This window comes from Algoriphagus sp. UBA3586, assembly GCF_002376385.1.
GTDB lineage: Bacteria > Bacteroidota > Bacteroidia > Cytophagales > Cyclobacteriaceae > Algoriphagus > Algoriphagus ornithinivorans.
This window is the reverse complement of sequence record NZ_DFMT01000026.1, coordinates 244,153-257,239: the sequence shown is the minus strand read 5'-3', so window position 1 is coordinate 257,239 and position 13,087 is coordinate 244,153. Positions and strand designations below refer to the sequence as shown.

Here is a 13,087-nt window from a genome sequence, read left to right as displayed (position 1 = left end):
AAATAAGGGAATTTTTAGGTTTCAAAAAATACTTTTTTAAAAAAATTAGAAAATGATTCAAATTTTAACGCTTCAAAATCAATTTATTTTTAATTGATTAATATTTGACAAAAAGATTTAGAAAGATTCTTGGGTTTGGGCAGGCCTCTTTATTATAGATTAAAAAAAAGATGAGGCTGCCTTTGAATAAAGACAGCCTCAAAAAGAATTATTAAGTATTCGCCCGTAGCTCAATCACCCTTAAAATAAACTAATCTAGTTGAAAAAATGCTCTATCGGACTAGCTTAAATAATTATATCTAATATACATGTAAATAATTGAAATACAAATAAATGCATTATAAATTATCAAACATGTATTTAGTTTTTTGCAAGCTTTTCGATTTTCTTTGCTATTTCTTCTGCCTCAGCCATTAATTTGTCTGCAGCGGTCCTATTCGAGTGTGAGATCTTGTGAGCTTCTTCCAGTTTCTTTTTGTACAAATCCTGAAGTTTTTCAGCTTCTGATTTTTTCTTGAATAATCCAAACATATCTAGTCTTTAGGGGTAGAACACGTGAAGATTTAAAAGGTTTTAAAACCGAATGAATGAAGCTGATGGATCTTGAGTTCGATTGTCTCCTTCTACGATTTCATCATTTTTGTAATTGATCAAATCTTCCAGCCTTCCTGCGGAATTATAATATCTCCAAGGACCTTCTCTTTTACCATCTTTCATTGCGCCTTCTGAAGCCTTTCTGCCATTCTCATGAAAGAAAATCCATCTACCGTCAGCCTTACCCTCTTTATAAGCTCCCTCAGATTCTTTTTTGCCATTTACATAGTAGGTAATTCTAGTTCCGTCTCCATCCTTTAATGTTCCTTTATCATAGGATTTAGAACCATCATAGGATTTGTATTCCGAAACATTCCACAAACGGCCCTCTTTCCAAAATTCCTCTTGTGTCAATTGCTTATTGTCATAAAATAACCCCCATATACCATCCTCAAAACCCAGCTTGTAAGAACCAACTGTCTTCAATTGTCCGCCATCATAATAATAAACCCATTGCCCGTTTTCCATTCCCAAATCGTACTCACCCTCGGCTATCAATACGCTGATTTTGTTGAAGTATTTCCAAAGACCTGTTTTGACATCATTTCTATATTCTCCAATAGAAAACAAAACTCCATCAGGAAAATAACTTTTCCATACACCGGTTTTCATTCCGTTGGCATATTGGCCTTGAACTGATACTTTTCCATCCTCGTAGAATTCTTCGTATTTACCTACTGGAACTCCCAGCTCATAGGTTTTTCGCTTAGCAACATTTTTATTTGGGTAATATTCTTCCCATGTTCCTATGGCAATACCGTTTTCATAAGTCTCAATTCTTGCAAGCCGCTTATTGAGATAATAGTATTTCCAGGTTCCAACTCTATTACCATTTTCATCGTAGAATTCTTCCGCTTCAATAGTTTTTGTATCAGGAAAATATCTCACCCATGGGCCTATTTTTTTACCCTTTTTATAATCTCCTGTTTCCAGTACATAATTATAAGAGGAGAAAGCAGTGTATTTGCCATTGAATTTGCCATCCGAATAGGTGGCCTCTACCAATAGTTTTCCATCTACGTCATACTCAAAAAATGGCCCGTCTAAAACTCCATTTTTATAAAACTCTCTTCTTAAAACCTCACTTGAAGGATAATAATAAATCCATTGTCCTGATTTTTGCCCTTTTTCATATTGACCCTCTGTGAAAATTGCTTTCGGATCCACAAAATCAGGTTGACCTGTACTACCATAGTACTCTACATATTTTCCAACCAGCAAGCTATCTTGAAAAATCAACTTTCGTTTGAGAAACCCATCATTATCATAAACTTCTGCAGGACCAAACAGAACTCCGTTTTTATACTCTGCTTCCAACATTTTTTTTCCATTGGGAAAAAACGAAATCCAAACGCCTTCACGTTGATCATTTTCAAATTTCCCCCTAGTTAGAAGGGTATTATTTTTTGGATTATAATAATTCCATAAACCCTGTTTTTTACCCTGCTTTATCACTCCTGTGGCCATGATGCTGGAATCCGGACTGAAAATTTTTACTAATTCGGTTTCTTGGGCAAAAAGTGAAGAATTTATAAAAAGAAAGAGGATGATTAGATATCTCATAAATTATTTGTCATAATCTGGCGAGAGCCAAATATCGGGGAGAACTAATTTGAATGATTCTTAGTATTCTACGAACAAATAGAATTCCTGTTTAAAAATAACCTATTTCTGCTTCTTTGCCAGAAATGCTTCAAGGGAGTTTAGAACTTTTCTAATTGCCTCTGACCATTCTTTTTGATTTTGACTGAGCACAGGAGAAACAGGTAGCCTTTTAAACCATTGAATATAGTTAAGGTTTTCGTTTTCCGAAAACTCCTCTAGTAACAGTTCAGAATAATCCCAAGGGCTGCTTGTCCAAGATCTCTGAAAATCAAGCTCTTTTAGATTCCAGTCTTTATGGGAAAATTTTCCACACAGAACAAAAAGATATACGCCCTTTCCAAACCAGTTGAGCAATCGGATATTTAGACCTTCGTCCAAATTGAAATCCCGAAATATATCCAAAACCTGATAAGGCAGACCCATTAGGTCTTGACCTTGGGCTAATTTTTTTCCTTTGACTTTGCTGTGGTATAGACTGAGATGATTTTTAGGGAATTCATCTCCTACAGCTCCAAAAACTTCCCAAAACTGATATTTCAACTGATTCTGTCTTCGGATCAACTGTTCATCTGCCCAAAGATTCAAATCCAGTTTATCTGATTTTTTTTCCATTACCAATGTAGCAGAGCGGAAGCCCAAGTAAAGCCTGAACCAAATGCTGCCAAACAAATCAAGTCGCCCTCTTTGATTCTTCCTTGTTCCCATGCTTCGCTTAAAGCAATTGGAATAGTTGCAGCTGTAGTATTGCCCATGTGCATGATATTGTTGAAAACTTTCTCATCCGGCATTTCCAATTTTTGCTGAATGTATTGGCTGATTCTCAAGTTGGCCTGATGAGGCACCAAGAGGTCAATGGCTGATTTGTCCAATTGATTGTGACTCAAGGCCTCTTGAATTACTTCCATAAAACGCACAACAGCATGTTTGAATACAGCATTTCCGTTCATTCTAAGATAAGTGCTGCCAGACTCCAACATTTCAGGGGAGAGTCTAACTTCTCTACTGCTTCCAGGATCTTTACAATAGAGCTCCTCTGCATACTTACCTTCTGAATGCAAATGGGTTGAGAGAATTCCAGGTTGATCAGATTCAACGGCTCCTAAAACTACTGCACCGGCACCATCTGCAAAAATGACTGAACTTGACCTTCCTTCATCACTTTTATCCAAAGCAGAAGATTGGATTTCTGCGCCTACTACCAGAACCTTTTTGTACATGCCGGTTTTTATAAACTGATCGGCGATGGAAAGTGCATAAATAAATCCTGAACAGGCATTTCTAATATCTAGCGCTCCGATTTCTCTAAAGTTGAGTTCTCGTTGAAGCAACACGCCATTTCCTGGAATAAAATAGTCGGGAGTTATTGTAGCAAAAACGATAAAATCTATTTCCTCGGCAGTTACATTTGCTCTTTCAAGAGCCTTAATCGTAGCAGCTTTGGACATGGAAGTGATGGAGTCCACCCCTGGGGTAAACCAGTGTCTGCTGTGAATTCCCGTTCTTTCGACAATCCACTGATTGTTGGTGTCCATCATACCTGCAAGATCTTCGTTGGTTACAACACGCTCAGGTACAAAATGGCCTACACCTAATATTCTGGATTTTTTCATCTGTTTATAATTTGTTTTTCAGTGGTCAGATGGAATGCCCTACCCCGATTTATCGGGGCATCCCCCTCACGATCCGCCGCGGCGGACGGGACAAGTTGTGTGAGATTTATTCTCATGGGCATTTCATATGATTATTCTTTTTTTTCAATCGCCATGCCGACCTGCCAAATGGCAGAATGGATCTCGTATGAATAATAATCACGCCTGTAGAGGTTATTTTGGGTCATACTCGATTATGGCAAATTTGGGTCAATACTCGAAAAGAAGGCCTAAATATCGTGACTTAGGCACTTACAACAAAAACCATCAAAGCCTCATTTGTTTACCCGAAAAGAGTATAATTCCCAAATTGATCCATGGGAGAAGTTCTTTTGATGATAGCCGGACTATCATTCTTCACTGAATTAACCATTGGGGAAACAGTAAAGCTGAGCATTTTTTCAGCCTGATATGGCTTCAGCATAGAAAGAAGCTCTTTTTCTTCGGTATAAGAGTCCAGCCATTTCTTTTCATCTTCCCGATTTAAAATGACAGGCATTCTGTCATGCACTTCAGAAACCAATTCATTGGGAGAGGTTGTCAAAATCAAAAAAGTATGGTGATTTTCTCCATTGATATTTTCATACTCTTCCCAAATTCCAGCAAACGCAAATAACTCATCATCCCTCATTGTAAACCGATAGGGAATTTTGGTTTTCTTTCCCAATTGTTTCCATTCATAGAAGCCGTCAGCAGGAACCAGACATCTCCTTTGTTTAAACGAGGTTTTAAAAGAAACTTTCTCATGCACTGATTCTGCTTTTGCATTGATCAGTTTTTGAGCGACTGGTTTATTTCTTCCAAATTCAGGTGTGATTCCCCAATAGAAAAATGAAAATCCCTTTGGACTTTGGGAAGTAATTACTGGCAAAAGCTGAGTTGGGGCAATATTATACCTAGGGTTGAAATCAGGAAGCATTTCTGCCTGAAACCTTTCTTCCAATTCAATTTTGCTTTTGCTTAGAGAATATCTACCACACATGATTTGTCATAATTTGCTGGAAGTTAGATATCCATCCCTATAAATTCAAATGCTCTTTGCTCAGAATAGTAAGGAATTGAATTATTTCCTGAAGAAAACCCCACATGACCCCCATGTTTTGGGAATTCGAAATAAACTTTTGGAAGACTTTTTCCCAATTTTTCAGGAAAACAACGCTCGCTTAGGAAGGGATCATTTTTAGCATTCAAAACCAAAGTAGGCACATCAATCTGGTCCAAAAAATGGATCGATGAATTGACCTCATAATATTCCTCTGCATCGCTGAAGCCATGTAAAGGTCCCGTGAAATAATCATCAAAATCGCTGAGAGTTTTGATGTTTTTTAAAAAATGAATCGGAATTTCCTCAGGATGTGTTTCTGCCTTTTTCATAACCTTTTCTCTCAGCGTTTTGAGAAATCTTTTGGAGTAAAGGATGTTTTCGCCTTCAGATATCTTTTTGCTGCTTGATGAAAGGTGAAGCGGAACTGAAACAGCCACTCCATTCTTGATTTTTGGATTATTGCTTTTCTGTTCTCCTAGATACTTTAAAGTAAGGTTTCCTCCCAAGCTGAAACCAATTAGACTGATTTGATCATAATGCGGCATGGAGTGCTTCACTACCTCATCCAAATCATAAGTTGCTCCGGAATGATAAAATATTGCCTGTTTATTCAGCTCTTCTCCGCAACCCCTATAATTCCAAGTGAGCACATCAAAGCCATTTTTGAAAAATATTTTGGCCATACCCAACATATAGGGACGGGAACTGTTTCCTTCCAAACCATGACTGATGATGACTAAATGGGAGGAATTTTGTTTGTACCAATCCAAATCCAGAAAATCTCCATCGGCTGTTTTAATTCTTTCCCTTAGTCCGTTTAAGAGCTCTATTTTGCGAAAAAGGGCGGGGTAAATAGTTTCTAAGTGGCCATTAAACAGCCACTTAGGTCTTTTGTAGTTGCTATGGGTAATCAGAGGCATACAATTTAATGTATTATCTATGGCTTCAATCAGAGGGGAAAATACTAGTTTTAAATTTGAATAAAGACATTATAAAAACTATTTTTGGACACTTTAAAAACGAACTAGCGCGCAATAACCTATGGCCGAAGTAATAAGAATGCCAAAAATGAGCGACACCATGGAAGAAGGTGTGATCGCTGCATGGTTGAAAAAAGTCGGAGATTCTGTAAAACCAGGAGATATTCTGGCGGAAGTAGAAACTGACAAAGCAACTATGGAGCTTGAATCCTATGAAGAAGGTGTGCTCTTACATATCGGAGTAAAAGAGAAAGATTCAGTTCCTGTAAACGGCATCATCGCTGTGATCGGGGAGAAGGGGGAAGACTTCGAACACTTGTTGAAGGATAACGGAGGCTCTGATGAAAAGAAAGAAGAAGCTCCTAAAGCTGAAGAGAAAAAGACTGAAGAGAAAAAATCTGGAGACAAGCCTAAAAAGTCTTCGGAGAAAATAGATACATCCAACATCGACGCTACGGTGATTACCATGCCGAAAATGTCTGATACTATGCAGGAAGGTACTATCGCTGCATGGCTGAAGAAAGTTGGAGACAGTGTGAAATCTGGCGAAATTATCGCTGAGGTGGAGACGGACAAGGCTACCATGGAATTGGAGTCTTACGAAGACGGCACACTTTTATATATAGGAGTAGAAGAAGGCGACAGTGTACCAGTTGACGGCGTAATTGCTGTAATTGGTGCAAAAGATGCTGATTATGAAACTCTGCTGAAAGCTCAGGAGCAATCAGATGAGCCTGAAGAGGAAAAGCAGGAGGATAAAGAAGAAAAGAAAGCTGCTGAACCTAAAAAATCAGAAGAATCCAAGTCATCTAGCAATAGCTCTGTGGCAAGTCCATCTCCAGTAACTTCTGATGGAGATCGTGTTAAAGCTTCTCCATTGGCAAAGAAAATCGCCGAAGAAAAGGGAATTGACATCCGTCAGGTAGCTGGTTCCGGTGATGGAGGAAGAATCATCAAAAGAGATGTAGAAAATTTTGTTCCTACTGCAGCTCCGGCAGCTTCTGCTTCTGCATCTGCTGTAATGCCTTCGGTTGGTCAGGAGAGCTTCACAGAGGAGAAAGTTTCTCAAATGAGAAAAGTGATTGCAAAGAGACTTGCAGAAAGCAAATACTCTGCACCACATTTCTATTTGACTATGGAAATCAATATGGACAAAGCCATCGAAGCTCGTAAGAGTATGAATGAGGTTTCTCCAGTGAAAATTTCCTTCAATGACATGGTGATCAAAGCAAGTGCAGCAGCCTTGCGTCAACATCCTAAAGTGAACTCAAGCTGGTTGGGTGATAAAATCCGATACAATGACCACATCCATATTGGAATGGCGGTAGCAGTTGAGGAAGGACTTTTGGTTCCTGTTATTCGTTTTGCAGACAGCAAGTCATTATCTCAGATTTCCAACGAGGCAAAAACTTTGGGTGGAAAAGCCAAAAACAAAGAATTACAGCCTAAAGATTGGGAGGGTAACACATTCACAATTTCCAACTTAGGGATGTTTGGCATTGATGAGTTCACTGCTATCATTAATCCGCCTGATGCATGTATCCTAGCTGTAGGAGGTATCAAAGAGACGGTAATTGTGAAAGACGGTCAAATGAAAATCGGAAATATCATGAAAGTGACTCTTTCTTGTGACCACAGAGTAGTTGACGGTGCAGTTGGGTCAGCCTTCTTATTGACTCTAAAAGGCCTTTTGGAAGATCCGGTCAGAATATTGATATAAATTATCTGTCAAAAAGTCCTGTTTTCAGGACTTTTTGCTTTTAGTATGGTTATTGGAGAAAGGCATTCGAGAAGACGCTGAGAGATTTAAGAAAACTCGAAGTCAGCAGAGTCATCTTTATAAGCAAGAAAACTTTTAATTCATGGAAAGAATCAAATCAACCACCGTTGTAGCTATCAGGCACAATGGGGAAACAGTAATAGGTGCAGATGGACAGGCCACTTTGGGAAATACGGTAGCCAAAAGTAGTGTAAAGAAAATCAGAGTACTGCAAGGAGGGAAAATTGTAACAGGTTTTGCTGGTTCAACAGCTGATGCCTTTACCTTATTGGAGAAGTTTGAAGAGAAGCTTGGTGCTTTTGGCAATAATATGAAAAGAGCCGCCGTTGAGTTAGCCAAAGAATGGAGAACAGACAGAATGCTTAGCAAATTGGAAGCGATGATGATTGTTGCTGATAAGGAGGATATCTTGATTATCTCTGGAACAGGAGATGTGATTGAGCCCGATATGGAAATAGCTACTATTGGTTCGGGATCCATGTTTGCGCAGTCAGCTGCAAGAGCAATGAAGAAATTTGCTACCCATCTGTCAGCTGAGGAAATGGTGAGAGAAAGTCTCCATATAGCTGCAGATGTATGTATTTATACGAATCATAATCTGGTGGTAGAAAAAGTGGGGGACTGATAATTTTCGCCTAAGAATTTTGACCGGGACTTGTTCCCGGTTTTTTTATGCCCATATCTTAAACCCAAAGTCACTTTTGCGTGTTTACCCTTTGTACTTACACCTGAAAAATGGAAACAGCAACAGTGAAAAATACCAACAAGAAGGATTATAGAAAGCTAATTCTAGAAGGTTTTGTAAATCATGTATTAGAAAATGGAACTGCTCCTAATTCGATCTTTAAGTTTGCAAAAGAACTGAAGATGAAAGAGGCAGATTTCTACACTTATTTCACCTCCTTTGATGCAATCAAATCAGCAATCTGGGTTCAGATATTTGAGGATACCATCAGCCAGTTAGAGGCTCAAGAGGTGTATAGAGAATATTCAGCCAGAGAAAAATTTCTCGGTTTTCTCTTCACCTGGATTGAGGAGCTTAAGAAAAATAGATCCTATTTATTGAGTCTGTACGAGCACAGAAGCAAAGCTATGAATCCAATTCCTTCAGAATTGAAGGAGTTTAAAGAAAAATTTAAGGATTTTGCCAGCGATATAATCATGGAGGGAAAGGAAACACAGGAGATCGCCAACCGCCCTGTGATTTCAGATCGCTATGATGAGGCCTTGTGGATTCAGGTATTGTTCGTTTTGAAATATTGGTTGGATGATAATTCTCCAAGATTCGAAAAAACAGATGCCGCTATTGAGAAGTCTGTCAATTTGGCTTTTGACCTGATGGGAAAAAGTGCCCTAGATAGCTTCTTAGACTTTGCCAAATTTTTATACCAAAACAAATAAACCATGGCTGAAAATGTGAAAGAGCAGGAAGCGATACCAGTTTCCAAAGTGCAGAGAGCGGCTAAATTCATTTCTACCGGTGCGAAGGTAGGAGGGAATTATGTGAAGCATTATGCCAAAAAAATGGTTAATCCGGCTTTGGACAAGGAATCCTTACACCAGAGCAATGCGAAAGATATATATAATTCATTAAGTCAATTGAAAGGTTCTGCCTTGAAAGTGGCTCAAATGATGAGTATGGATAAAAACCTTTTGCCAAGGGCGTATCAGGATAAGTTTACCATGGCTCAATATTCTGCGCCACCATTATCCTATCCTTTAGTCGTTAAGACATTTCAACAGCATCTGGGAAAAACCCCTGATCAATTGTTTGACACCTTTACCAGATCCGCAGTAAATGCTGCTTCCATCGGTCAGGTGCATCAAGCTACCAAAGGAGATAAATTACTCGCTGTGAAAATCCAGTATCCAGGGGTAGCTGATTCAGTCGGGTCTGATTTGAAGCTCGTTCGTCCCTTTGCTTTGAGGTTACTTAACATGAATGAGAAGGAACTGGATCATTACATGGCTGAAGTAGAAGAGAGGCTGTTGGAAGAGACGGATTACGTTTTGGAAGTAGAGCGATCCAGAGAAATTTCAAAAGCCTGTGAGCATATTCCAAACTTGAATTTCCCCACCTATTATGATGAATTGAGTGCTGATCGCATCATCACTATGGATTGGATTCAGGGAAAGCATATTAAAGAATGGCTAGAGACCAATCCTAGTCAGGAGGCTAAAAATCAAATCGGTCAGGCATTGTGGGATTTTTATCATCATCAAGTTCACAACTTAATGCAGGTACACGCAGATCCACATCCAGGTAATTTCATCGTACAGGAAAATGATGTGTTGGGGATTATAGATTTCGGATGTGTAAAAGTGATCCCGGAAGAGTTTTACCATGGATACTTCTCTTTGATCAAAAAGGATTTATTGATCAAAGAAGAAGAGCTGAATCAAATTTTCTATGACTTGGAATTTATTTCCGACAAAGATACCGAGCAAGAAAAAGTCTACTTCAAAGGAGTATTCAAAGAAATGATTTCCTTACTGGGGAAGCCATTTCATGTTGAAAAGTTTGACTTTGCTGACGATGGCTTCTTTGAGCAAATTTTTATGTTGGGAGATAAAATCTCGAATGATAAGATGTTTAAAAAGTCTAGGCAGGCGAGGGGTTCCAGACATGGTTTGTACATCAATCGAACTTACTTCGGATTGTATAATTTGCTAAATCAGTTGCAGGCGGAGGTTATAACGACCAAGCCTGATTGGCTGAAATAATAAATGAAAGGCGCTAATTTCAGCGCCTTTTTTCATACCAAGCCTTTTTCGTGGATTCCCATTCATCTGCGAGTAAACTATAATAAATCGTATCCCTTCTTCTTCCGGAGCAAAGGAGCGTATGACTTCTCAATATACCTTCCTCATGGATCCCCATAGCAAGCATGGCCTTTCTTGCGGGAGTATTCAACACATCGGTTTTCAATTCTACTCTTAGCATTTTTTGGACTTCAAAAGCATACTCGAACATCAGGAATTTGATCTGCCTATTATAACCTTTTCCATGAAAGTCCTTTCCCAGCCAGGTCCACCCAATTTCAATTCTTTTATCCCTAGGGGAGAAATTTCCAAAGGCGCTGGATCCAATAGGTAGTGTACTTTCTTTATCGATTATTGTGAACTGCAGTCTTTCGCCAGAAAATGTGGGAGCAGCCCAATCCTCAAAATCTTCCTGGCTACTTAAATCATGGGTGAAATAATCCCAAAGTGATTTTTCTCTGCTTAAATCCAATAGTAAAGGAAAATCCTGCCGAGTCATGGGTCTCAGCAGGATTTGTTCATTTTCTAGAATTACATTTTCAAGCATTAGCCTAATACTTCTTTCAGGGTTTGATTAAAGATGGCTACTTCCTCCGGAGTTCCCGTGGAAATTCTGCACCAATCGTTCAAAGGCGGGAAGGGTCTTCCAATGATGATTCCTCTGTCCGCAAAGGTTTTATTTAATTCCCCAATATCTCTTCCAGATTGGAAGAATACAAAATTGGCATGTGAATCCAGGTAAGGTAGTTTCAACTCATCCAAAGTCTTGGTAATGGAGGCTTTTACTTCTTTATTACTACGAATTGAAAAGTCATAAAATTCTTTATCCAAAAGTGCCGCTTTTCCAGCCTCAATAGCCATAATATTGGTATTGGCCACCACCCGATCTCTCAATTTTTCGGCAATTGCAGGCCTTGCTACCATGTATCCTAGACGGATACCTGCCAGTCCATAGGCTTTGGAGAAAGTTCTGGATACAATGACATCTTTTCCTTCTTTGACTAATTCCACCATAGATGGATAATTAGGTTCTGTGATGTAATCATAATAGGCCTCATCACTAAAGACCACTGTTTTCTTGCTGACTGTATTACAAAAATCCTTTACACGATCTGCAGGTAATAGTTTTCCAGTTGGGTTATTAGGGTTACAAAGGAAAACCAGTCTGGTTTGATAAGAAACCCGCTTCTCAATTTCATCCAGATCAAAGTCCAAATCCTTGGTCAAAGGAACCCAGTTGATATCCGTTCCCCACAATTCGGCATAGCTCATCATGGATAAAAATGTAGGGGCGCATGAAATGATCTCACCACCTTGCCCGAATGTGATTCCTGCCACTTTGAGGCCTTCTGTGGATCCTGCTACCATGACAATATGATCCTCAGTAACGCCTTCTTTATCAGCGATCATCTTCACCAAATCCCCATTATAGGCCCAAGGATACCTACAGCCAAGGTCAAAATTATCCATCATGGCCTTTCTCATTTTCTCAGAGGGGCCGTATGGATTTTCGTTTGAACCCAATCGAATCGGACCTTCTAATGGTCTGGGATTAAACTTTTTTACTTCCTCAGCACTAAGCTGTGTGCTTATACCCGTTCCAAATAAGGCCAAGCTTCCGCTCATTCCGGCTTTTTTTAACCAAGATCTTCTTGAAATTCCTGTCATCTTCTCATCATTTTTTTAGTAAAATACCAACTTTTGTTGATCTCTTTTATGAAAATTACATTTTCGGTGTCTCTTTGTTAAAAATAAGTTTTATCCTGAAAATATTCAATAAATAAAATTTCATTTTAATAAGTTGCATATAAACAGAATTATTTTTTAAATTATAAGACAAGCACATCAATCCCTAAACTATGTATAATATGAAAAAGCTGTTATTTTTCTTGGTTTGTGGGTTGCTTTGGTTCTCAAGTCTTAGGGCCCAGCAAACTCAGTATATGGTATTCGAATTTATCAAGGTAGAAAATGATCAAATCTTTGATTACATCGAGTTTAAAGATTTTATGGAAAAAGTTTACCGGCAGGCTCTCAATGATGATCAAATAAATGGATGGGACTTCTGGGCATTGCAGTCAGGAGCGGACCATAGTGATTTCCAATACATCATGATTACGTACTTTGATGATCCGGTGAAAATGATGAATGGTCTGGAGGATAAAAAAATGATAGAGTATACAAAAATCGCCTATCCTCATCTCAGTGAACCTCAAGTGCTAAAGTTATTTGAAAATGCACTTTCGATGAGAGATATGCCCATGAGGCTTTATATGAGAGAAATTGTTAGTACGGAAGACAACTTCCAAATGAAACCTGGTGTACTTGCCTCTTTTGACTTGATGAAGGCTGTGGAGGGTAAGTTCAATCAGTACGAGCAAGCTGAAATGGAAGTGTTTAAACCCATACACCAGAATAAAATTGAAAAGGGTTTGATGGGACACTGGAGCTTCCTCCGAACAGCATTGCCACAAGGGTCTCAAGCAAAGTCAACGCATTTGACCATGAATATGTATAAGGATTATATGCAGTTTTTCAATGCGCAAGCTTATGAGGACTTAGAGCAAACTGCTGAACAAAGAAAAGCTGTCAATGAAGGTTTGAACTCAAGAGATCAAAAGTGGGTTTACCTAGCAACATTAGAAAATGTAGTTCGCTAATCAATAGTCCG

The 13,087-nt window shown here is 38.8% G+C and carries 13 protein-coding genes; 5 read left to right on the top strand and 8 right to left on the bottom strand.

What is annotated here, in order from left to right:
• Positions 1 to 360: 360 nt before the first annotated feature.
• From B2906_RS09035 to B2906_RS09010, 6 genes are all read right to left on the bottom strand, one after another.
• On the bottom strand, positions 361 to 531 hold the full coding sequence (locus B2906_RS09035) for a Lacal_2735 family protein (protein ID WP_286938345.1): 171 nt from the start codon (positions 529 to 531) through the stop codon (positions 361 to 363).
• A gap of 42 nt (positions 532 to 573) precedes the next feature.
• On the bottom strand, positions 574 to 2,157 hold the full coding sequence (locus B2906_RS09030; RefSeq protein ID WP_144604344.1) for a toxin-antitoxin system YwqK family antitoxin: 1,584 nt from the start codon (positions 2,155 to 2,157) through the stop codon (positions 574 to 576).
• A gap of 102 nt (positions 2,158 to 2,259) precedes the next feature.
• The gene (locus B2906_RS09025) at positions 2,260 to 2,811 is read right to left on the bottom strand and encodes a hypothetical protein (protein WP_286938337.1); all 552 of its coding nucleotides are present in this window, start codon (positions 2,809 to 2,811) and stop codon (positions 2,260 to 2,262) included.
• Positions 2,811 to 3,809 carry a 3-oxoacyl-ACP synthase III family protein gene (locus B2906_RS09020; RefSeq protein ID WP_286938326.1) on the bottom strand — a complete coding sequence of 333 codons (999 nt, stop codon included), beginning with the start codon at positions 3,807 to 3,809 and terminating at the stop codon, positions 2,811 to 2,813. The genes B2906_RS09025 and B2906_RS09020 overlap by 1 nt, the downstream gene beginning before the upstream one ends.
• A gap of 322 nt (positions 3,810 to 4,131) precedes the next feature.
• Complete coding sequence (locus B2906_RS09015; protein ID WP_144604341.1) at positions 4,132 to 4,830, bottom strand: SOS response-associated peptidase; 699 nt, start codon at positions 4,828 to 4,830, stop codon at positions 4,132 to 4,134.
• A 23-nt stretch (positions 4,831 to 4,853) separates the two neighbouring features.
• The gene (locus B2906_RS09010; protein ID WP_286938324.1) at positions 4,854 to 5,813 is read right to left on the bottom strand and encodes a YheT family hydrolase; all 960 of its coding nucleotides are present in this window, start codon (positions 5,811 to 5,813) and stop codon (positions 4,854 to 4,856) included.
• A 121-nt stretch (positions 5,814 to 5,934) separates the two neighbouring features.
• Between B2906_RS09010 and B2906_RS09005 the strand changes: the two genes are divergently transcribed.
• From B2906_RS09005 to B2906_RS08990, 4 genes are all read left to right on the top strand, one after another.
• Positions 5,935 to 7,593: a pyruvate dehydrogenase complex dihydrolipoamide acetyltransferase gene (locus B2906_RS09005; protein WP_286938319.1), complete on the top strand. Its 1,659-nt coding sequence runs from the start codon at positions 5,935 to 5,937 to the stop codon at positions 7,591 to 7,593.
• 142 nt (positions 7,594 to 7,735) lie between these two features.
• Positions 7,736 to 8,278 (top strand): ATP-dependent protease subunit HslV, encoded by a 543-nt coding sequence (gene hslV, locus B2906_RS09000; RefSeq protein WP_091655287.1) that lies wholly within the window; start codon positions 7,736 to 7,738, stop codon positions 8,276 to 8,278.
• A 110-nt stretch (positions 8,279 to 8,388) separates the two neighbouring features.
• A complete protein-coding gene (locus B2906_RS08995; protein WP_286938309.1) occupies positions 8,389 to 9,054 on the top strand; it encodes a TetR/AcrR family transcriptional regulator in 666 nt (221 codons plus the stop codon).
• A 3-nt stretch (positions 9,055 to 9,057) separates the two neighbouring features.
• Positions 9,058 to 10,377, top strand: a complete 1,320-nt coding sequence (locus tag B2906_RS08990; RefSeq protein WP_219958547.1) for an ABC1 kinase family protein — start codon at positions 9,058 to 9,060, stop codon at positions 10,375 to 10,377.
• A 19-nt stretch (positions 10,378 to 10,396) separates the two neighbouring features.
• Here B2906_RS08990 and B2906_RS08985 read toward each other — a convergent pair whose 3' ends face one another.
• A complete protein-coding gene (locus B2906_RS08985) occupies positions 10,397 to 10,963 on the bottom strand; it encodes a GNAT family N-acetyltransferase (RefSeq protein ID WP_286938307.1) in 567 nt (188 codons plus the stop codon).
• The gene (locus tag B2906_RS08980) at positions 10,963 to 12,084 is read right to left on the bottom strand and encodes a pyridoxal phosphate-dependent aminotransferase (RefSeq protein WP_219958549.1); all 1,122 of its coding nucleotides are present in this window, start codon (positions 12,082 to 12,084) and stop codon (positions 10,963 to 10,965) included. The genes B2906_RS08985 and B2906_RS08980 overlap by 1 nt, the downstream gene beginning before the upstream one ends.
• A 200-nt stretch (positions 12,085 to 12,284) precedes the next feature.
• Here B2906_RS08980 and B2906_RS08975 point away from each other — a divergent pair, with 200 nt between their 5' ends.
• Entirely contained in the window at positions 12,285 to 13,076 is a 792-nt protein-coding gene (locus B2906_RS08975; RefSeq protein WP_144604334.1) for a hypothetical protein, read from the top strand.
• Positions 13,077 to 13,087: the final 11 nt, after the last annotated feature.

Coding starts and splice junctions, on each gene's coding strand:
- hslV (WP_091655287.1), top strand. CDS start 7,736: ATGGAAAGAATCAAATCAACCACCGTTGTAGCTATCAGGCACAATGGG.
- B2906_RS08990 (WP_219958547.1), top strand. CDS start 9,058: ATGGCTGAAAATGTGAAAGAGCAGGAAGCGATACCAGTTTCCAAAGTG.
- B2906_RS09005 (WP_286938319.1), top strand. CDS start 5,935: ATGGCCGAAGTAATAAGAATGCCAAAAATGAGCGACACCATGGAAGAA.
- B2906_RS08980 (WP_219958549.1), bottom strand. CDS start 12,084: ATGACAGGAATTTCAAGAAGATCTTGGTTAAAAAAAGCCGGAATGAGC.
- B2906_RS09035 (WP_286938345.1), bottom strand. CDS start 531: ATGTTTGGATTATTCAAGAAAAAATCAGAAGCTGAAAAACTTCAGGAT.
- B2906_RS08985 (WP_286938307.1), bottom strand. CDS start 10,963: ATGCTTGAAAATGTAATTCTAGAAAATGAACAAATCCTGCTGAGACCC.
- B2906_RS08975 (WP_144604334.1), top strand. CDS start 12,285: ATGAAAAAGCTGTTATTTTTCTTGGTTTGTGGGTTGCTTTGGTTCTCA.
- B2906_RS09020 (WP_286938326.1), bottom strand. CDS start 3,809: ATGAAAAAATCCAGAATATTAGGTGTAGGCCATTTTGTACCTGAGCGT.
- B2906_RS09025 (WP_286938337.1), bottom strand. CDS start 2,811: ATGGAAAAAAAATCAGATAAACTGGATTTGAATCTTTGGGCAGATGAA.
- B2906_RS09030 (WP_144604344.1), bottom strand. CDS start 2,157: ATGAGATATCTAATCATCCTCTTTCTTTTTATAAATTCTTCACTTTTT.
- B2906_RS09015 (WP_144604341.1), bottom strand. CDS start 4,830: ATGTGTGGTAGATATTCTCTAAGCAAAAGCAAAATTGAATTGGAAGAA.
- B2906_RS08995 (WP_286938309.1), top strand. CDS start 8,389: ATGGAAACAGCAACAGTGAAAAATACCAACAAGAAGGATTATAGAAAG.
- B2906_RS09010 (WP_286938324.1), bottom strand. CDS start 5,813: ATGCCTCTGATTACCCATAGCAACTACAAAAGACCTAAGTGGCTGTTT.